This window comes from Bacteroidales bacterium (genome assembly GCA_012519055.1).
Taxonomy (GTDB): Bacteria; Bacteroidota; Bacteroidia; order Bacteroidales; family Salinivirgaceae; genus JAAYQU01.
The window spans coordinates 1-21,251 of record JAAYQU010000010.1; the positions used below are offsets into that span (position 1 = coordinate 1).

At 35.1% G+C, this 21,251-nt stretch carries 16 protein-coding genes; 12 read left to right on the forward strand and 4 right to left on the reverse strand.

The window, feature by feature from the left end; translation table 11 throughout:
• Positions 1–534 (forward strand): T9SS type A sorting domain-containing protein (locus GX311_01835; GenBank protein NLK15118.1); only part of this gene is annotated, 534 nt, incomplete at its 5' end.
• 252 nt (positions 535–786) lie between these two features.
• Positions 787–2,337: a leucine-rich repeat protein gene (locus GX311_01840; GenBank protein NLK15119.1), complete on the forward strand. Its 1,551-nt coding sequence runs from the start codon at positions 787–789 to the stop codon at positions 2,335–2,337.
• 31 nt (positions 2,338–2,368) lie between these two features.
• On the opposite strand, the gene GX311_01845 is transcribed toward GX311_01840, so the two are convergent.
• Entirely contained in the window at positions 2,369–2,740 is a 372-nt protein-coding gene (locus tag GX311_01845; protein ID NLK15120.1) for a hypothetical protein, read from the reverse strand.
• A 402-nt stretch (positions 2,741–3,142) separates the two neighbouring features.
• On the opposite strand from GX311_01845, the gene GX311_01850 reads away from it, so the two are divergent.
• Positions 3,143–4,396, forward strand: coding sequence for an O-antigen ligase family protein (locus tag GX311_01850; protein NLK15121.1), 1,254 nt, complete (start codon positions 3,143–3,145; stop codon positions 4,394–4,396).
• Positions 4,397–4,430: 34 nt separating this feature from the next.
• Here GX311_01850 and mfd read toward each other — a convergent pair whose 3' ends face one another.
• Both mfd and GX311_01860 read right to left on the reverse strand, forming a co-directional pair.
• Positions 4,431–7,766, reverse strand: coding sequence for a transcription-repair coupling factor (gene mfd, locus GX311_01855; GenBank protein ID NLK15122.1), 3,336 nt, complete (start codon positions 7,764–7,766; stop codon positions 4,431–4,433).
• Between the two features lie 85 nt (positions 7,767–7,851).
• Positions 7,852–8,244, reverse strand: coding sequence for a DUF1987 domain-containing protein (locus GX311_01860; GenBank protein NLK15123.1), 393 nt, complete (start codon positions 8,242–8,244; stop codon positions 7,852–7,854).
• Between the two features lie 193 nt (positions 8,245–8,437).
• On the opposite strand from GX311_01860, the gene GX311_01865 reads away from it, so the two are divergent.
• From GX311_01865 to GX311_01890, 6 genes are all read left to right on the forward strand, one after another.
• On the forward strand, positions 8,438–9,151 hold the full coding sequence (locus tag GX311_01865) for a type III pantothenate kinase (GenBank protein ID NLK15124.1): 714 nt from the start codon (positions 8,438–8,440) through the stop codon (positions 9,149–9,151).
• Positions 9,144–10,412 (forward strand): hypothetical protein, encoded by a 1,269-nt coding sequence (locus tag GX311_01870; protein ID NLK15125.1) that lies wholly within the window; start codon positions 9,144–9,146, stop codon positions 10,410–10,412. Before GX311_01865 ends, GX311_01870 begins: the two co-directional genes overlap by 8 nt.
• 35 nt (positions 10,413–10,447) lie before the next feature.
• A complete protein-coding gene (locus GX311_01875; GenBank protein NLK15126.1) occupies positions 10,448–11,794 on the forward strand; it encodes a hypothetical protein in 1,347 nt (448 codons plus the stop codon).
• A 35-nt stretch (positions 11,795–11,829) separates the two neighbouring features.
• Positions 11,830–12,426, forward strand: a complete 597-nt coding sequence (gene lptC / locus GX311_01880; protein ID NLK15127.1) for an LPS export ABC transporter periplasmic protein LptC — start codon at positions 11,830–11,832, stop codon at positions 12,424–12,426.
• Between the two features lie 71 nt (positions 12,427–12,497).
• Positions 12,498–13,760: an HlyC/CorC family transporter gene (locus GX311_01885; protein ID NLK15128.1), complete on the forward strand. Its 1,263-nt coding sequence runs from the start codon at positions 12,498–12,500 to the stop codon at positions 13,758–13,760.
• Positions 13,761–13,857: 97 nt separating this feature from the next.
• A complete protein-coding gene (locus GX311_01890; GenBank protein NLK15129.1) occupies positions 13,858–15,972 on the forward strand; it encodes a hypothetical protein in 2,115 nt (704 codons plus the stop codon).
• A 165-nt stretch (positions 15,973–16,137) separates the two neighbouring features.
• Here the strand turns inward: GX311_01890 and GX311_01895 are convergent, their stop codons facing one another.
• Positions 16,138–16,539: a hypothetical protein gene (locus tag GX311_01895; protein NLK15130.1), complete on the reverse strand. Its 402-nt coding sequence runs from the start codon at positions 16,537–16,539 to the stop codon at positions 16,138–16,140.
• Positions 16,540–16,844: 305 nt separating this feature from the next.
• Between GX311_01895 and GX311_01900 the strand changes: the two genes are divergently transcribed.
• The 3 genes from GX311_01900 to GX311_01910 all read left to right on the forward strand — a co-directional run bounded on the left by GX311_01900 (position 16,845) and on the right by GX311_01910 (position 21,223).
• Positions 16,845–17,027 carry a hypothetical protein gene (locus GX311_01900; protein ID NLK15131.1) on the forward strand — a complete coding sequence of 61 codons (183 nt, stop codon included), beginning with the start codon at positions 16,845–16,847 and terminating at the stop codon, positions 17,025–17,027.
• A complete protein-coding gene (locus GX311_01905; protein ID NLK15132.1) occupies positions 17,011–17,400 on the forward strand; it encodes a hypothetical protein in 390 nt (129 codons plus the stop codon). The genes GX311_01900 and GX311_01905 overlap by 17 nt, the downstream gene beginning before the upstream one ends.
• Before the next feature lie 109 nt (positions 17,401–17,509).
• Positions 17,510–21,223 carry a TonB-dependent receptor gene (locus GX311_01910; protein ID NLK15133.1) on the forward strand — a complete coding sequence of 1,238 codons (3,714 nt, stop codon included), beginning with the start codon at positions 17,510–17,512 and terminating at the stop codon, positions 21,221–21,223.
• Positions 21,224–21,251: the final 28 nt, after the last annotated feature.

Consider the following 21,251-nt stretch of genomic DNA (forward strand, 5'->3'; position numbering starts at 1 on the left):
TATTGTATGATTCTTGATGAAAACTATACTCTTGCGATAGCGTATCTTAATGAAAAACTAAACTCAGATGACAATACAGAGCGCATTTTTGCAGCCATAGACCTTGCATATATTGACCAATTAATTGAGAACAGCAACAGCGGTAAATCTGCTCAAGATCAGAATTATACCAATATAGCAAAATATATTGATTATAAAGATGAGATGTTAAGGAAGTTAAGCAGTAGTGCAAACAACATACAAGAGGATATTTTACAAGTTGGACTTGGCTCTGATAATATGATAATTAGCCCAAATCCAACGCGATTAACACTGAATGTCCGTTACACTACAGATTTAGAATACTCTAACGTTCAAATAAAAATCTTTGATTTGTTAGGTACAGAGTGTCTATATAAACAAATTAATAATGTAGAGAAGGGAACACACGATTTTACGCTTAACACTTCTGAATTTAGCTCAGGTATTTATATTGTCCGTTTATACGTTAACGGCACTGCTTGTTGTTCACAGAAATTGATAATTAGTGAATAGGATATTAATACTGTCACTTCGATAAACTCAGTGACCGTTCGCGGTGGCTGAGTTTATCGAAGCCACATTTAAGAAACTTAAAAACACAATTGTATGTTTCGACGATTGTTGGGCTTGTATTTTGACAGGCTCAATAATCTTCGAAATATTAACTCAACAACCGAAACAAAGTAAAATAATAACTTTTTGATAATCAGCATTTTTTTTGGCTGATAGTAATATCTTAGAAAACAAACTAAAGTTTTGAAACCCATGAATAAAACCAAACACATAATAGTCAGCCTACTTGCTCTGGCAATTAGCACAGCTACCTTGGCACAAGCAGTAGGCGAAAAGTTTAAGTTTCAGACCAATTACTACCTCGTCACAAGCCTCGATCCTCCAACGGTAGCAGTAACCTGTCAATATAGTGGCTATCCATCATACTGGGATTATTCTGAAGAACCATACGGAGAGGTAGTTATACGTAGCTCTGTAACCTATAAAAATACAGTATTTACAGTTACAGCTATTGGAAATTATGCTTTCCATGGTTGTAGTCGTATAACATCTATTCTTATTCCTGAATCGGTAATATCATTTGGTTTTTGTTCTTTCAAAAATTGTAGCAGTTTAATATCAATTAATATCCCTGACTCATTGACTTTTTTAGGAAGCTATACTTTTGGTAACTGTACAAGTTTAACGTCAATTGTTATTCCGGATAAGGTAACTTTTATAGGAAGTTATACCTTTTTCCAATGTTACAATTTAACATCTGTTGTTATTCCTGAATCTGTAAAATCAATTGATGAGGCTGCATTTGGCTATTGTGTTAGTTTAACCTCAATTACACTTCCTGAATCTGTCACTACACTTAAAGAATTTGCTTTTGCCCATTGTTTCAATTTAACATCGATTAATATTCCCGAATCCGTTGTTTCAATAGGAAATCATGCTTTTCGCCTTAGTGAAAGTTTAACGTCAATTACTATTCCTAAATCTGTAACCTCAATCGGTATGGGTGCTTTTGCTTTTTCAGGCTTAACTTCGGTTGATTTTCAGGCATCTATAACTACAGTTACCGATTATGCTTTTGCAGGTTGTAAGAGTTTAACCTCAATTACTATCCCTGAAACTGTTAAAGCGATTGGAATAGAGGCGTTTTGCCAATGCAGTAATTTAAAGTATGTTACAATTCCTGAATCGGTAACTACAATTAGGAACTATGCTTTTAGCGATTGTACTAGCTTGGTATCAGTGAATTTTCCAGAATCCATTAAATCAATTGCAGATGAGGTGTTTTATGGTTGCAGTAGCTTAAAATCAATTACCATTCCTGCCTCTATTAAATCAATAGGCAATCTTGCCTTTTACAATTGTTCTGGCTTAACTTCTATTACTTCTTACGTAACAGACCCGAGCTCAGTAATACTAAAAAGAGATGTCTTTTATGGAGTTCCTAAAGGCACAGAGCCTAATGCGTGTGTGCTAAATGTGCCAGAAGGTAGTATAACACTCTACGAAAATGCTAACCAGTGGCAAGACTTTTTCCCAAATATATTTGTAGGTGTTGAGGATACTCCGCAAACCTCAATTGTTATCTATCCAAATCCAGCAAGCGACTTGCTCAATATAAAAAGCGATACGCCAATCTATGGTTTTGAGCTTTACGATGCTCTTGGCAGGTTAGTGTTAAACAAAACCGAAATGTTTAATAATGAGAGCGTTATAGATGTGTCTTCACTTACACGCGGTCTCTATTTTATTAAACTACACACCATAAATAGTGTTGCTGAACATAAAGTTTTGATTGAAAATTAATTGCAGGTGCCATTTGATTTAGCTGATAATGCTAATCTTCGTCATCATCTTCGTCGTCAAACTCTATAGGCTCATCATATTCTGAGTCATCTATATCATCATCGTCATCAAACTCGCTATATTTCTCTTCGTATGTCTCTTTTACCTCGTCTTTCAAAATGCCATCATCATCAAAGTCATCATCGTCTTCAACAATTTGCATGGCTTCGGTTTTTGTCATTTTAACCAAATAGTAACACTCCTCAGCTTCAAATGGTAAAGCACTAACCAATTTACCTTCACGGTCAGTATATGTAACAAGGTTTTGTGTATAGCCTTCTGGATACGCAAGTTTAATTTGCTCTTTTATATCCTCAGGAAGTTTTTCGTAATCTTTTAAAATGCGTGGTTTATTCCCGTTCATAGCATTTAATATCAATAAATAGTATTTGTGTTAATAAATTAAAGTATTCAATAGCTATCTGCCGCCAAATATCAATATTTTTTTTCTAATAAAACAAATCTACAATTAAAGAAAACACATTTGTATGTATTTTTATAATGGTTAATGCTGATGTTACAAGTAGATAGCCCAAAAGAGCAATAATAAAGTTAGGACTATTGTATGTGTCCAAACTGTATAAATCCAGAAACTGCGAATTAACAGTTTTTTTTAATAACAATTAGATTTAATTACACTTGTTTGTTACCTTTGGACCGTTATCATCGAAAAGAAATGAATTATTACAGCCCAAGCCAGACGCGCAAAGGATTGATTGTGAGGAATGTAAGGGCGACATGTCTTTAGATAAAACTTTTTAGAAGTATGAGAGCCCTGAGAGAGAAATTTCAAGAAGTGTTAAATAATGGACCCATTGGCATTTATCTGATGACTTTTATTATTCCCATTAGCTCAAAGCCTCTGGGAATAGTCGCTGCAATTATTTTTCTTGAAGCATTGGTACGCAAACAGCTTTCAAAAAAGAAAAATATTCTGAAACAACTTACCTGGAGAAATCCCGGATTGTGGGTTTTTGCTTTTTATTGTTTGCACGTAATAGGGCTTATTTATACGAAAAACTTAGAGTTTGGTTATATTGACTTAGGCATAAAAGCATCATTTGCAATTTTCCCCTTGATTTTTCTTTTCTATCAACCAGTTATCAAATGGAAATGGTTTGTTAATATTTTTATTGCAGGAGCTATTGTTTCAATTATTATAAATTTTTGCATTTCATCTGTTGTTTGTATTCAGGAGTCTAATCTTTTAGTGTTTACAGGTACAAAGTTAGCAAACTTAATGCATCGTGGTTATTGGTCAATTTATCTATTAATAGCCGTATACTTTCTTCTTAATAAGGCATTAAACTCACAAATTAAAAAAAGAAGAAGTGAGTATTTGTTACTTGCTCTATTTATTACTGTTTTCATCGTTTTATCTCTATCCAGAGCAGGATTGGTTGTTTTTTCTATTATGCTTTTATGGTTTATTATCAAACTATATAAGCGCCTAAAAAAGTGGATATTTATAGTCGTAACTGCTTCCATTGTTCTAGGATCTTTTTCTGTTTATCAGTTCTTTTCTCCATTAAAAAGAAGAGTAGATGCAATGTTTATGGAAATACAAAAGCCAAGAGAGGAATACAATATGCACAAATCAGGGAACGTAGTGGCTAGATTTTTAACATGGGAGAGTTCGATTCAAATTATTAAAGAAAATTTTTGGTTTGGAGTTGGAACAGGTGACGTGAAAGACGAGCTTAGGCAACAATATTCTGACAGCGGTTATTTTGCACTTGAAAAATATAATCTAAATAGTCACAATCAATTTTTAAACTCTCATGTTGCCTTAGGAGTTTTCGCCCCACTATTTTTGCTTATGGCTCTGTTTGTAAACTTACTGAAAAAACGTCCTTTTGATAAGTACTATAGCTGGCGATTTGGAGTAATAATAATACTCTTTTTATCTCTGCTAACCGAATCCACGCTTGAAGCGCAGGCTGGCATTATGCCTTATGCTTTTTTACTCTGCTTTTTTTACAGTTCAAGGGTTGAGGAGGAGATAACAGAGCATTCATAGTTTACTGAAGCTCAGCCTGTTTAATTGACAATTGCTAATTGATTAAAAACATCTCAAGCAGCTTGTTTGCTGCCGAAACCGATTTTATTTTTTCAACAACAAGTCTAAGTTTCCCGCCGTGTTCCTGCAAACGAGCTAAATTTGGCTCCCTTTGCAGAACCAAAAGCATATTTTGGAATATTTTGCTGTCGAAAAAGTCCGATTCTTGGTCGCTAATAAAATAACAGATCATTTTTTGCTGTTTTATTACAATCTTTTCAAATCCAAGCGTAACGGCTTTACGGCGAAGTTTCACAACATTTATTAACTCTTCCGTCTCTTTTGGAATTTTACCAAATCGGTCGATAAGCATTGTTGAGAATTGTTGCAATTCCTCATCTGTTGTTATATTATCTAGCTGTTTGTAAAGCTTAATTCTTTCTGCAATGTTGCTGATATAACTATCCGGGAATAAAACCTCTAAATCGGTATCAATTTGACAATCTTTTGTTGTTTCAATAGTTGAGACTTGTTCGTTGTTAGGACGATTGCCAAGCAGGTTTTTAAACTCCTGCTCTTTAAGTTCCAAAACAGCTTCCTGTAAAACGGTTTGGTAGGTTTCGTAGCCAAGCTGTGATATAAAACCGCTCTGTTCTCCACCCAACAGATTTCCCGCACCACGTATATCCAAATCTTGTAAAGCGATATTTAGCCCACTACCCAATTCAGAAAAAGATTCAATAGCCTGTAAACGTCTTCTCGACTCTGCTGGCAAAAGCTGTAGCGGCGGAGTTAAAAGATAACAAAACGCTTTTCTGTTTGAGCGACCAACCCTTCCTCTCAGCTGGTGCAAGTCCGATAGTCCAAAATTATGTGCATCGTTGATAATCATTGTGTTTGCATTCGGAATATCTAAACCCGACTCGATTATGGTGGTCGCAATCAAAACGTCATATTTCTCGTCAATAAACTCGAGCATGATTTTTTCTAATTGCCGACCCTCCATTTGTCCGTGAGCGTGAACTACTCTTGCTTTTGGGCAAATCTCCTTTACAATTCTTTCAATTTCAACGATGTTTTGAATTCTATTATGTACAAAAAAGACCTGTCCGCCTCTATTAATTTCATAATCAATAGCCTCCATAATAATATTGGTGTCGAAAGTGTGTACCTCTGTTGTAATGGGAAGTCGGTTAGGAGGAGGAGTTTTTATAATTGACAAGTCGCGGGCACCCATAAGCGAAAACTGTAGTGTACGAGGAATAGGTGTAGCTGTTAAAGTAAGTGTGTCTACATTAACTTTCATGGCTCGGAGTTTCTCTTTTGTTTTTACACCGAATTTTTGTTCCTCGTCAATTATTAACAGTCCTAAGTCTTTGAATTGTACGTCATTGGAAACTAGTCTGTGCGTGCCTATAATAATATCGACCAAACCATTTTTCAAGTCATGCAAAACAGCCTTTACCTCTTTAGTGCTTCTCATTCTTGAAACATATTCAATTCGTACCGGGAAGTCTTTTAACCTTTCGGTAAAGGTTTTCATATGTTGAAAAGCCAAAATGGTTGTTGGCACAAGTACTGCAGTCTGTTTGTTGTCGCAGGCAGCCTTAAAAGCGGCTCTTATTGCCACTTCGGTTTTACCAAATCCAACATCACCGCAGACTAATCTGTCCATTGGTGACGAACTCTCCATATCAGCTTTAACAGCTTTGGTTGCCAGCTCTTGGTCTGGAGTATCTTCGTAAATAAAACTCGCTTCAAGTTGCTGGTTTAGATAAGAGTCAGCCGAAAATGAATATCCCGGTTGTTGCAAACGTTCGGCATAGAGGCTAATAAGCTCGCGAGCAATATCTTTTATCTTACTTTTAGCATTGCTTTTTGTGTTTTGCCATAGTGCAGAACCCAATTTGTGGATCTTCGGAGGAATGGCATCTTTACCTTTGTATTTGCTAATTTTATGTAACGCATGAATATTGACATACAACGTATCGTTATCGCGGTATACCAATTTTATAACCTCTTGAATTTTCCCGTTGACCTCAATTTTTTCAAGCCCACCAAAATATCCCACACCATGGTCGATATGTACAACATAGTCGCCCGGATGTAAAGAGGTAATATCATCTAAAGTAAGGGCATCCTTACGCGTAAATCCAAGCTTAACTCTGTATTTGTGGTATCTGTCGAAAATTTGATGATCGGTAAAAACACAAATTTTTAAATCGTGATCGATAAAGCCCTTGTGTACAGTGCCTAAAGTTGTGTGAAAACTTAAGGTGTTATCAATTTGATTTAAAATAGCGTTAATTCTATCAATCTGTTTTTGCTGTTCAGATACAATTAATACTTCGTAATTCAACTTGTTGTATTCAGTAATAGTCTGCTGTAGAAGCTCAAAATTTTTTGAAAAATTCGGTTGCGGTTCGACTTGAAATGTAAAAGGAGTATCCGAGTCTATATTCCTAATATTGTGGATTATTGGGAAATGTTCTAAGTTTTTTAGCAACTCGTCAGCATTTGTAACAATGTTTTTTATATCAATTTCAAGTTCATTTTCTTTTTCAATCGATGTCTCCCACAAAAATTTAAGTTTACTTTCTGTAAATCTGTAATCGTCATAAACAATAACTGTGTTTTCGCGTAATATGTGTGATATTGGAACTCTGTTTCCTTCGTTTTTGTTTATGCCCAGGTTAGGAATTATGCTCATGCTATCAGTCTGATATTCAGACGTCTGGGTCTCAATATCGAAAACGCGGATACTGTCAACCGTATCACCCATAAAATCAATGCGATAGGGGGAGATGTTTGAAAATGAAAAAATGTCAACAATACCACCTCGAACTGCAAACTGACCAGGTTCATATACGAAATCTACATATGTAAAATTATATGTTAGAAGTAAATCGGTTAAAAAGTCGGGTGACAGGTTTTCACCTTTATGCAATGAGATTGTATTAGAGACGATATCGTCTCTAGAAACAGAGGTTTCAATAAGTGACTCGGGATATGTTACAATAAAAAGAGGCTCTCTTTTTGTATCAACAATTATTCTAATACTTTCACCACGTATGAGCGCCGATTCCGGGTCGTGTTGCCCATAAATAGCGGCACGTTTAAAGTCAGAGACAAGTAAGCAACAATTTTCATCGCCAAGTACTGATTGCGCTTCGTTGTGCAAGTATGCTGCCTCTTCGCGGTCGTTGGCAACGACAAAAATATCAGATTTAGATTTTTTGAAAAGAGCGAAGAGAAAAAAACTGAAAGCCGATTCGTTCAGTCCTGATAATGAAATGGTACCTGTTTTGGAAAATCTTTTTAATAATGGGTCAACATTTTTATGTCTCAGGTACTTTTCAAATAATGAGGAAAGATTGAAATGTGAGGTCATCAATTAATTTCTGTTGTTGCTGATTTTTTAAAAAAGCCCTATGATGGCTAATCACAGGGCTAGGTTAAAATTTTTATTAAAGACTTTAATCGAAAGGGTTTGCCACTTCGATAAGTTTAATTGGCACTTTTTTAAGCATTGAATAAATTTCACCCTCTGATCGAATGTCATCGTCGTCGGCATTGTAATACCACTCAATTTCGATAGGAAGATCGGACTTGTAATCCTCTTCAAGCTTTGTAAGAATTACCGAAATCATTTTGGCAGATGCTGAATTTAGATAATCCAACTTGAACTTGAAAACGATCGGATCGCCTTTTACTTTGCCCATATTTTCATCAACCCACTTGATAATGGGGTCATATGTTTTGACAACATTTTCAGGTAAAGACATACCGGAAATCTCAAAATGATTTTCGACCGGGTCTAATATTACTCTTGGAGTTTTTGGGGTGGCTTCAATTATTAATGCTTCCATAGTTAGTAAAAGAGAATTAGATCTCCAAAGATAATATTTTTATGATAAAAACAACCGTTTTTTTTAACTATTATACAATTTCAACAATTATTTTCGTTTTTAGTATGTTATTATTATCTGTTTTAATATTACTTTCGGCATTTTATTGTTAAATAATAAATTTACGATTGAATAAATATACAACCGCTCATTGATGCATGTAGTAATTGATATAGGAAACACAACAACAAAAGTAGGATATTTCAAAGATAGCGAGCTGATTGATAAAAAAACAGTCGAAACCAAAGATGTATGTTACGACGACTTGTTTAGTACTCACACTAATGCTGCTATTATTGCTTCCTCAGGGAAATTATTAACAGGAATAGATAATTATATGACAGATAAAAATATACCGTTTCATGTTCTGTCATATAAAACAAAATTACCCATAAAAATTGATTATAAAACACCAGAGACTTTGGGGTTAGACAGAATAGCAGGTTCGGTTGGTGCAACAGTTCTTTTCCCCAATAAACCTAGTCTGATTATTGATATTGGAACAGCGGTTACTTATGATTTAGTTGTAAACAACTGTTTTAAGGGCGGAAATATATCTCCAGGACTTAAATTAAGATATCTATCTTTAAACGAACATACAGAGAAACTACCTTTAGTAAGCGCTGTTGATAATCAACAATTATATGGGAAATCAACAGTAGAGGCAATAGAAAATGGTGTTTTTAATGGACTAAAATATGAGATAGAAACCACTATAAAGCACTTTAGTGAAATTTATAGCGGTCTTAACATAATAATAACAGGAGGAGACGCACATTTTTTTGTCAATATAATAAAAACAGCGATATTTGTAGAACCAAATTTAGTACTCATAGGGTTAAACCACATACTTTTATACAATGTATAGATATTTGATATTTCTTATTATAACAACAATAGTTTCTCATTCAGTATTATCCCAAATACAGACAGAAAGTCCATATTCAAAACTTGGTTTTGGTCTAATGGAAAATGAAGGGAATATTGTAAATAGTGGTATGGGAGGTTCTTCGGTTACTTTGTATAAAAGAAATGCGTTAAATATTTCCAATCCTGCAGCAATTAGTTCAATTGACACGTTGTCTTTTGTGATGGAGTTTGGAATAAAATCAAATTTTTCTCATTTGTCTGCGACAGGATTGTCAAAAAACTCATTCTCTAGCAACTTGAATTATTTTGCTTTTGGCTTCAGAGGGTCTAAACGTTGGTCGGCAAGTCTCGGTTTAATGCCTATCTCTTCTCGTGGCTATGAGATTGTTGATCGTAAAACAATTGCAGGTGTGGGTAATGAAGAAAAATATTATATAGGTTCAGGCGGTATTAACAAATTGTATTTAATTAATAGTTTTGACATTTTTAAAGATTTTTCTGTTGGAGTATCTGCAGAATACTTATTCGGAAAACTTGAAGAAACGAACACATTAATGTTTCCGGAATTGATGTCCGCAAGTCATTTGCAGGAAGGGTTGAAACAACAGATAAGTGATTTTAATGTGTCGTTCGGGTTGCATTACAGACTGGATAAAACAGAACAAGAGCGATACGATTTTGGTTTGTCGTTTACACCTAAATCTAAAATAAAAGGAAAAGAGACATACTTAAAAGGAATTACAAATGGTGAAAACATTTGGTCAGCAGATGACAATGTTTTTTCAGACACAATGATATTTTACAACGATAAGACTGTACAGATTGAGAAACCAATGTCTTTTACAGTCGGACTCGGTAAAACATCTCTTAATGAATATTCAGCATCAATTGACTATACCTTTGCAAATTGGTTGTCGACAAATTTTGAAAACACAAAGAACTCACATCGCTTGGCTTTAGGATATTCATTTATACCACAATGGAATTCAGCTGTTAGCTATGCAAAACGATCAACTTATCGTTTTGGAGCATTTTTAGAAAGTACCAACATTTCGATATCTGATACCGAAATCTTAAACTTTGGAATAGCTGCTGGTGTTGGGTTACCAATAAGGCGAGGTCTTTACAATGTTGACATTGACCTGCAGTTAGGACAAATGGGAACAAATAAAAACGATCAGATAAAAGATCATTATATAAGACTTAATTTAAAACTAAGATTCAGTGAAATGTGGTTTTATAAACCTAAATATGATTAATAATTAAACAGTGTTAAACCTAAAATGTAAAAATCATGATTTATAAAAGAATTTTAGCTGTACTAACAATCTCTTTAACGTTATTTAATGTCACCGTATTTGCACAAAAAGGAGTTGAAGACGGTTCTAAGTATGGCAAAGGAGAAGACAGTATTCGAGCATTGCAAAACTTATCAATGTATCAACAGTACATTAAACAAAGGGCTTATAAAGAAGCCGTTATTCCCTGGCGAGTAATTTTTATCGAAGCCCCTCGATGTAGTTACAATATGTATTTACACGGTGTAACTATTTATAAGACACTTTTTAACGAAACACAAGATCCGGAGCTTAGAAAGGCTTATGTTGATACCATTATGTTGATTTATGATCAACGAAGTCAATATTTTGGAAAACGAGGAGAGGTGCTTGCAAGAAAAGCGTTAGATATGCGCGAACTTGACGAAACTAGATCAGAAGAGGCATACAACTTTATTGTCGAGGCTATAAAGCTCGATGGAAATGACGTTCCAGATTTTGCTATAAACACCTTTATGCAGATTTCATTATCAAGATATCTGAAAGAAGAAATCGACAGAGACCAGATGATTAATAACTTTGCTACTTCTGTCGACATAATGGAACATAAGATTAAGCACTCAAAAGATGAAAAAGAACGGGAGACTAACCAGCAAATTCTAAACAACGCTAATTTGATTTTTTCTAACAGTGGTGCCGCTGATTGTGAAACATTGACCCCTGTGTTAGAAAGGAAGTATACAAGCAATCCTGATGACATTGGTAATCTTAATACCATCGTAAATCTTCTTAGAACAGTAGGATGTGAAGACACTGAACTCTTTGCAAAAGCAGCCGAAAAATTATACGAGCTCGAACCATCAGCTTCATCAGCATATAATTTAGGAAAGTTCTTTTTGGCAAAAAAAGAGTTTAATAAAACCATATCGTATTATGAACAGGCAATTAATTTAGAAGAAAGCGATGTAACAAAAGCTCAATATTATTCAGAATTAGCTTTAATTTATTTTGTAGCTGAAAAAAGTCCGTCAGAAACTAGAAACATAGCCAATAAAGCACTTCAGATAAATCCAAACGATGGTAAAACAATTATGTTAATCGGCAGATTATATGTACAATATAATAGAAGTATCAGTGAAGTAGAATTTGAACAAAATACAGCTTATTGGGCAGCGGTTGATAAATTTATACAGGCAAAAAGAGTTGACCCAACCGTTACGGAAGAAGCAGATAAATTAATATACACATACTCAGCATATTTCCCAACTTTAGAAAATGCTTTTTTCCACGATTTATCCGAAGGTCAAGAATATGTAGTTCCAGGTTGGATAAACGAGAGAACACGCGTACGACTTAGAAAGTGATAAATAGATTATTATATCGAAACAAATCAAGTAGGATGGCTACTATCTTAGTGGCTATCCTATTTCTGTTTAATGCCTGTGCTGAAGGAATCCACGATAACAGAACTATTCCCGACATTGTGAATTACCCCGGATTGTCGGCAAATAAAGTAGAGTTGTTGCATAGTCAATACGGCAAAGTAAAACTAAAAGTTATAACTCAAACGGTAAACGTATTTAGCTATCAGGAAGAACCCAAAACCGAATTCCCTGATGGTATAGTTGTTGAGTTCTTTGATGACAGTATGAATGTGACATCATATTTATCTGCAAATAGAGCTGTATATTATGAGAATGATAATAGGTGGGAAGCAATGGGTGATGTAGAGGCAAAGAACATTGAAGGAACATTGTTTAACACAGAATACATTGAGTGGGATGAAAAAAACGAAGTGATAAAGAGTGATAGATTTATAAAAGTTACCGAAAAAGACGCTATTATTATTGGACGGGGCTTTAGAGCCAAGCAAGATTTTACTGACTGGGAAATTTTCAATATTTCAGGAGATTTTAGTATCAATAAAAGTGAGTTTAATTCAGATGATGATGTTGAAACAGACACATTAATGGAAATTTATCCCGACATAAAATAAACTAAATTAGTTGACGACAAGTTTTAATAGAAAGTTTATTCTATTACCTTTGTAACAACCGATAAAAAAAGATGAATATCACATACGTTATAATTGTATTGATAACAATAACATTCTCTGCCTTCTTCTCGGGAATGGAGATAGCTTATTTATCATCAAGTAAGCTTAAAATAGAGATTGAGCGAAAAAAGAACAGATATCTATCGGCAATAATGGGTGTTTTTGTTAAAAATCCAGCGCAATATATTTCAACAATGCTTATTGGAAATAATATTGCCCTTGTCGTATATGGAATTTTTATAGCTTTAATATTAGAACCATATATTGCAATGTTTGTTTCCGGAGATTGGTTGATAATGTTTACTCAAACAATTATATCCACCATTATTATATTAATAACAGGTGAATTTACACCCAAAATTTTATTTCGAATAAATCCAAATAGGGTTTTGAGATTTTTTGCAGTTCCCGGAATGTTTTTTTACATTATATTTTATCCTATTGCAAAAATTACTACATACATCTCTAATTTCTTTTTAAGAATAATAACAAGGGGAGAATCAACAACTACAGAAACAACGCTGGCTTTTGATAGATATGATTTAAGCGATTTGCTCACGCAACATCAATCAATAACAAACAATCCAACCACATCAAAGCAAAATGTTAAAATGTTTCGTAACGTTCTTGATTTTCACGACATTACCACGCGTGAGTGCATAGTTCCTCGTAATGAAATTGTTGCTATTGATATTTCTGATTCAATATCTAACCTTACTAGCAAATTTGCAGAAACAGGATATTCAAGAATTCTTGTGTATGAGAACAATATTGACAACATCATAGGATACGTTCACACAATCGATATGTTCTCAATGCCAGAAAGCATAAAAAGTATTGTGCACCCTGTATTAATTGTTCCCGAGACAATGCCAGCCAATAAATTGTTGAAAAAATTAATTAAGCAAAGAAAAAGTATAGCACTGGTAGTCGATGAGTTTGGAGGAACCGATGGAGTAGTTACCCTTGAAGATGTTCTTGAAGAGATAATTGGAGAAATTGAAGATGAACATGATACAAATCAGTATGAAGATAAAAAAATTGATGATAATAAATATCTCCTATCCGGAAGATTAGAAATTGATATGTTAAATGAGAAATACAGGTTAGGTTTCGAAGAAAGCGATCAATACGAAACACTTGCAGGATATATTTTGTATCATCATAGAAATATACCTAAACAAAATCAAATAATTACTATACAAAACTATAAATTCAAGATTGTGCGGGCTTCAGGCACACAAATTATTACCGTCGAATTAACAGTTTTGTAAAAAGAAGTTACAAAAATCTCTCTCTTTTGCACAAATCAATCATTTTTATTACTTTCGTGCCCTCAAATAATATGTATAACTTTATTAATTTAACAATATGCCAGCATTAGAAAAAATACGTAGTCGTTCGGGATTACTGATTGCCGTGGTGGGAGTAGCTTTACTCGCTTTTATTCTTGGAGACTTCTTCTCAAGCAGAAACGCGTACAGAGGACAGCCCGATATAGCCGAAGTTAATGGCGAAAAAATTTATTACGTAGAATATCAACAGCGAATTGATGAAGCCGTTGAAAACATGAAACAACATTTGGGACAAACCTCATTGGACGACAGGACCTACGCCCAGATTCAAGATCAAGTTTGGGACCAACTTGTTAGCAAGTTGATTATGAATAACGAATTAGAGAAACTTGGTTTGACAGTTTCAAGTGAAGAGCTGTTAGATATGGTTAAGGGTAATAATGTACATCCTGAAGTTCAGAGCGTTCCCATATTTCAAGACCCGGAGACAGGAATCTTTGATCCTTCACGTGTAGTCCTGTTTCTTCAAAACTTAGATGCAGACAATACGGGACGTTCACGTCAAGCATGGATGTCATTTGAAGAATATTTGCTACAACAACGCGAAAACGACAAATATTTTTCAGCAATCAATAAGGGAATATATGTAACTGATTTACAAGCAAAAAACGCATCTGTTGAAAAATCAGCTAAAGTAGATTTGAAAGCGGTTTTTGTACCATATACCTCTATTAACGACTCACTTGTAACTGTTACAGATAAGGAGTTGAAAGATTACTATAAAGACCATAAAGAACAATATAAGCAGGATTTGTCGATAGATCTTGAGTATGTACTTTTCCCTGTTGAAGCAACTGACACCGATATTGAAGCAATAGTTGAAGAGCTGCAAGATATTCAAGAAGAGTTTGCAATGGTACAAGACAATCAAAGCTACGTTAATGCTAACTCTGATGGTTCATACGACGGCAAATTCTATCGTAAAAACGAATACAGTAATACTTTTGTTGACTCTGTTATGTTTAGCCTACAAGTCGGAGAAATGTATGGTCCATACATAGAAGACAATAAGTATAAATTAACAAAGCTTGCAGCAAAAGAGATGCAGCCCGACTCTATACAAACGGCAGCAGTAATTCTTATCCCCAAAAGACAAGAAGATGTTGAGGTAATGAGAAATCAGGCTGATAGTATAGTTGATCTAATTAATAAAGGTGCAAAAATTTCAGATTTTGCCAGCTTTAGTGAAAGTCAAGAAAGCGTTAAACCCGAGTGGGTTAATGTTGAAAATATGCCATATGGACAATCTCTATTATCCGTTAAAACAGGAAATGCAGTTGTTGAATTATCGCCTGAGGGATTTTATGTTATTCAAGTTGTTGCACGCGGAAAAGAGGAGTTGAAAATTCAATTAGCAACTCTTGAGCGTACAATCAGTGCTAGTGATAATACAAGAACTTCAATATATCAAAAAGCAAACAGCTTCGCTTCTACGATTCGTACCGCAGATGATTTTAATACAAAAGTTGAGGAGCATGGGCTTGTAAAAAGAGTTGCAGGCATGTTGAATGAAAATTCACGTGAAATCAGAGGTCTGGATAATGCAAGAACTTTAATACGTGAAGCATTCTTCGCAACCGAAGGAACTCTTGTAACACATCGAAATAATAATTCTCCGATATTTGAATTGGGAGATAATTATGTTATAGCTTTCTTGAAAAAACGAAATGAGAAGGGTTATACACCCATTGATGATTTAAGACCGACCATAGAAAATAATGTAAAAAAACAAAAGAAAGCTAAAACAATAATTGCAAATTTTGAAAGCGCATTGAAAGAAGCAAATAATAGTGTAGAACAGCTTGCTGAAAAAATGGAGGCAGAAATCAAAGAGGTAAACTCTCTCACATTTTCAGCATTCAATGTACCTGGTGGAGTTGGAATTGAACCAAAAATAAATGGTATAGCATTTACAATGGATAAAGAACAACTGTCGGAACCTATTGAAGGGAATAACGGAGTTTATGTCATCTCTGTTGTTGAAAAACATGAGCTTGCAACTGATGAAATGAGTTACGATGTAGAGAAACATAATATACGAATGACGTTGCAATCAAGGGCAAGTTCCGAAATTTCAAGAATATTGAAAGACGTATCAAAAATTGAAGATCACAGATTGCTGTTTCAATAGATTGAGTTAAAAATTTATAAAGTAGAGACGTCACATTGTGGCGTCTCTTTTTCTTAATTTTTATTAAGGGAAGGGGATTGAGAGAAGACGGAGCATGCTCCTCTACTTTTACCTTTCAACTTTTACCTCAATTGCACATTGTTCATTGCTAATTGCTAATTGCTTTCAATTAGTGATCCACAAAGTGTTTAATGTTTGATTATAATAAGTCTGGTACTCTGTTAGATAAAAATAAGCAGGACCCTTATTTACCGAGCCATCAATTAAACTAAACCGTGACCCGCACTCTTGACACTCTAACAATATAGCACTGTTGGGACTATCTGTTAACCGAACCCACTCGTTGTGGGTTTTTGACGTACACATGCGATCATAAGCTTTGAACTCGTTTTGAGAAAGACGATATACTACAATACCAAGTCCACTTCCTCCCCCTGTGATAAAAACATGTGTACCTATAATAAACGAGTTAAATTCGGCTTTATTCAAATCAAGCTGGATGTCCACAGGTCCATATGGAACGGGAGTTTTTTCATTTTTACAACTTACAAAAACAAAAAGTGACAAAAAAATAAAATATCTTATTATCTTTGACGGCAACATTGTAATACACGATTTGATAAACTATACGTACAAAAGTATGTAGAATGTTTCGTTTTTCAAAAATATAAAGTAACAATAAATTGTATTGCAAAATTAAGCCATTGTTATGTGTAGTTTTTTTGCATTTGTTTGTCAATGGGTTTGGACAGCAACAATATTCAATTGATAAGCGTTCTTTGAAAAGGAGTGGCAGACTATCAGCAAAAGAATATTTGTACTACAGAAAAATAGCAAAAGTAGAAAAAAAGCAGGCTTCCAAAATGAAGATAATGGATAAAAAAACGGATAAGCTTGCAAAAAAATATGCCAAAACAAAACAGACAAAAAAAGTACAAAAGAGAATGAAAGAATCACGGAAAATGGCTGATAAGTTTAACAAGGGGAAGCCACAAGTCAGTGATTATCTAATGTTTAAATATAAAATGAAGAGACTATATGGACGAGATTTTTGAAATATTAGTTTATGTGGTTCTTATTGTGATTGTAATAGCTGTTAATGTTGGAAAAGCAGTTAAAAGAAAATCTGTAATTGCGGAGAGTGTTCCCCCTACTGATGCAGATGGCGGACCTATATTTACTGATGTTTTAAGTGAAGAAGCAAATGATTTTTCCGTAGAAAAAAATAATATAACCGAAATAGAGGATCAAAAGTCTCAATCAGACTACAATTTATCATCAATTTTAATTCATAGAGAAACACGTAGGAAAGAACAGATTTTAAAAAATACGAAAAATGAAAACAGTCAAGAAAAAGAACGTGTTAGACCTAATATGTTTAAAAAAGCGATAATATATTCGGCAATAATTAAGAGACCATATGATTGAAATATTAACAAAATATTAACTTTTTATGCAATTTTATTGCGAAAGTAAAAAGAGAATATCTATATTTACCGATTTAAAAAAAGGAATATTTATTCAAAAATAGGCGATTATGTTTAGAAAATTACTCTTTGTTGTGAGTTCTGTTCTACTAGTTGGAACAGTTTGCGCACAATCGTCTGGGACGGTTAGAGCGCGTGTTTTCGATGCAGATACCAAAGAGCCTGTTCCATTTGCCAACGTCGTTGTTGAGCAGGATGGAACTCAGATCACTGGTGGAACATCGGATTTTGACGGAATTTGTCTGATAAAGCCTGTGCCGGCTGGACGTTTTACGTTAAGGGCATCGTCTGTAGGCTATTCAACTGCACAGATTAATGCTGTGTTAGTTGTTGCAGACCAAATTCGGTTTATTGATATTGAATTAGTACCGTCATCACACAGACTTGATGAAGTTATTGTTGTCGATTACAAAGTCCCTTTGATATCGAAAGACAACACCCAATCGGGAGGTACTGTAACATCAGAAGACATTGGCAAGATGCAAGGCCGTTCGGCAGATGCAGTTGCCGCAACTGTTGGCGGCGTTTACGCTGAAGACGGTGAGGTAGTATCAGTACGTGGTGCTCGTACAGAAGCAACAGTTTACTACGTTGACGGCGTTAAAGTTCGTGGATCCAGCAGTTTGCCCAAAAGTGCAATTGAGCAGGTTTCAGTTGTTACCGGAGGTCTATCTGCTAAATATGGGGATGCTACCGGTGGTGTAATTTCCATTGTCACAAGAGGCCCAAGCAGACACTTCTACGGAAGTTTTGAAGGACACACCTCAACCTTTTTAACCAAATATGGGGATCACATGGCGGCAATCAACCTTAGTGGTCCGCTTATCAACAAAAAGAGTGTAGATCCAAACAATCCAGAACGAATAATTAAAGAACCTATAGTTGGTTTTCTTTTAGCGGGAGAGGTTGGTGCAATAGCAGACCCAAGACCTTTTGCTGTTCGTCAATATGTAATGAAAGATGAGTTTCTTGATTCAATAAAACGATATCCGTTTGTTGGGGTGGGAGGTTCAACACAATTAAGGGCTAGTTATTTTGGAGCCGAAGCATACGAACAGATCAAAAGACGCCGTAATGTTAATAGCTTTAAGGCAATGGCAACAGCTAAACTAGACTACAAGCCATTTGAAAGCGGTCAGTTTACTGTTGGTGGAACATTTGACTACAATAGATATAAAGGTGACGTTTATGAATTCTCTTTTGCAAACTCTGATAATAATCCATTAGAAAAATCAATGACTCTTAGAGGTTATGTAAGATTTAACCAACGTTTTCGCACCCAACAGACTGAGGGAGAAGAGAGTTTAATCAGCAATATCAACTATTCGTTACAGCTTGACGTAACACAATACAAAAACGAGATTGGACATGCTGAATATATGGATGACCTGTTTAAATATGGTTATTACGGACGTATGATGTTCCGTGATATACCAACATTCGAATATGGTTACGACCCTATAGCAAATAGAATAGGATATCTTCAAGATGCTTTCCTTTATACTCTCGACACAATTTACGCAACTGATATAAATCCTCTGTTAGCCGTTTACAACCAAAGATATTATGAAAACTATAACCCCGCAAATAATATAACATTTATGCCTACCGAGGTTGACCTGTTAGTGGGAGGAGGATATCTTAATGGTTCCGTACCAAGCTCGTTAACCTTCGCTACATTTGGAGGGTCAATGGGTATTTCCATGCCGGGAACAGTTTACAATAGATATAGAAAAATTGATAATTTTCAAATTCGTGCAACAGGATCTCTATCATTGGATATCAAAGGACACGAGATTTCTGCAGGTTTTGAATATGAAAAGAGAACGGACAGAGGTTATACCACTGCACCAATTCGTTTGTGGTTCTTAGCGCGTTCGCTGACCAATAAGCATATTTCGCAATTGGATTTCAATAATCCAATGCCACAATTTTTAACAGTTAATGGCGTACAGGTAACCGACCCGTATGGAAATCCGATTTTTACAGACACCATATTGTATCCCAGATTAAGATCTGGAGAAACACAATCTATGTTTGACCTTAGATTTAGGTTGTCACAGGGATTAGATCCTAGAGGAACTACCTGGTTAAATATTGACGGGTACGATCCCTCGGATTTAAGTATAGAGTTTTTTAGCCCTGATGAACTTTTTGGTGGAGGAAGTTCATTAGTCTCATACTACGGATTTGATTATACCGGTAACAAAACAAGAGGAAAATTAAACTTTAATGACTTTTTTACCAAAACCTTTACTGATGAATTGGGCAACAGACACTATTCCAGAGAGATAGCGCCTTACGAGCCCATTTATATGGCAGGTTATATTCAGGATAAATTTGCTTTCAATGACTTGGTGTTCAACATAGGTTTAAGAGTCGACTATTTTGATGCGAATCAAAAAGTTTTGAAAGACCCATATCTCTTTTTCGAATCGCACACTGTAGGAGAAACTTTCTCGCAATCTAAGTATCCCTGGATGTATGACGATAATGGTAATTTGAAAATTCCATCGCATATTCCTACAGGTTCAACAATTTATGTTAACAGCTCTACTGATCCCACCGATATAACAGGGTTCCGTGATGGAAGATCATGGTATAATTCTGAGGGTACTCCTGTTCTAAGTAGCGCAGCAATTGGAGAGATACATCCTTTCTTGGTTGATGGAGCTCAGGTCGGTTCGCAAAGCTTTTTAAACTCGTTTACTGACTATAAGCCAGAAATAACACCAATGCCTCGTATTGCATTTAGTTTCCCAATATCTGATGAGGCTCTTTTCTATGCTCACTACGACGTGCTTACAAAACGCCCATCTGTGGGACAAATTAGTTATTTGAACTATCTGTTTATTATGGATCAGGAGAAAAGTGTTATCGCAAATCCAGACACAAGACCTGAAAAAACCATAGCGTATGAGTTAGGTTTCCAACAAAAGGTATCAGAAACATCCTCAATTAAGCTATCAGCTTTCTATCGCGAGATGCGCGATATGATTCAGCTTATGAGCTACGCAGGTGCCTATCCGGTTAACTATCTAACTTACGGAAACCTTGACTTTGGTACTGTAAAAGGTTTTACTGCAGCGTACGATTTACGCCGGACAGGTAACGTCTCTTTAAGAGCATCATATACATTACAGTTCGCTAAAGGTACAGGTTCAGATGCTACTACTGCGTATAACCTAATTATAAAAGGTTTCCCAAATTTAAGGACTATATATCCGCTGGATTTTGACTCAAGACATCAAATTAGTGCTGTAATTGACTATAGATTCTCGGATGGTCAAGATTATAATGGTCCTAAAGTCTGGGGTAGGGATATATTTGCTAATGCAGGAGTAAACATAACATTTATGGCTGGTAGTGGAACTCCGTACTCAATGCGCGAGATGGGTACAAATTATTTAATAGGTAAATTGAACGGAAACAATCTACCCTGGACATCTACCATAAACTTGCGTGTTGATAAAGATTTTGATATAAAGATAGGTACAGATAGTGAAGGGAAAGATAAAAAAGGTATCTTGAATGTCTATTTAGACGTATCAAACCTTTTAAATACACTTAACATAGCCTCTGTATATTCAACAACAGGTAACCCTGATGATAATGGATATCTGACTTTTGGTCAAAACCAGACAGCTATAAGTCAAATGCCATCAGAAAGGGCATATAGGGAAGTATATTCAATATTGATTAACAGCCCGTATAATTATAGATTACCTCGAACCGCGAGAATTGGGGTATTATTTTCATTCTAATAGCGTAATAAAGTAAAACTATATAGCA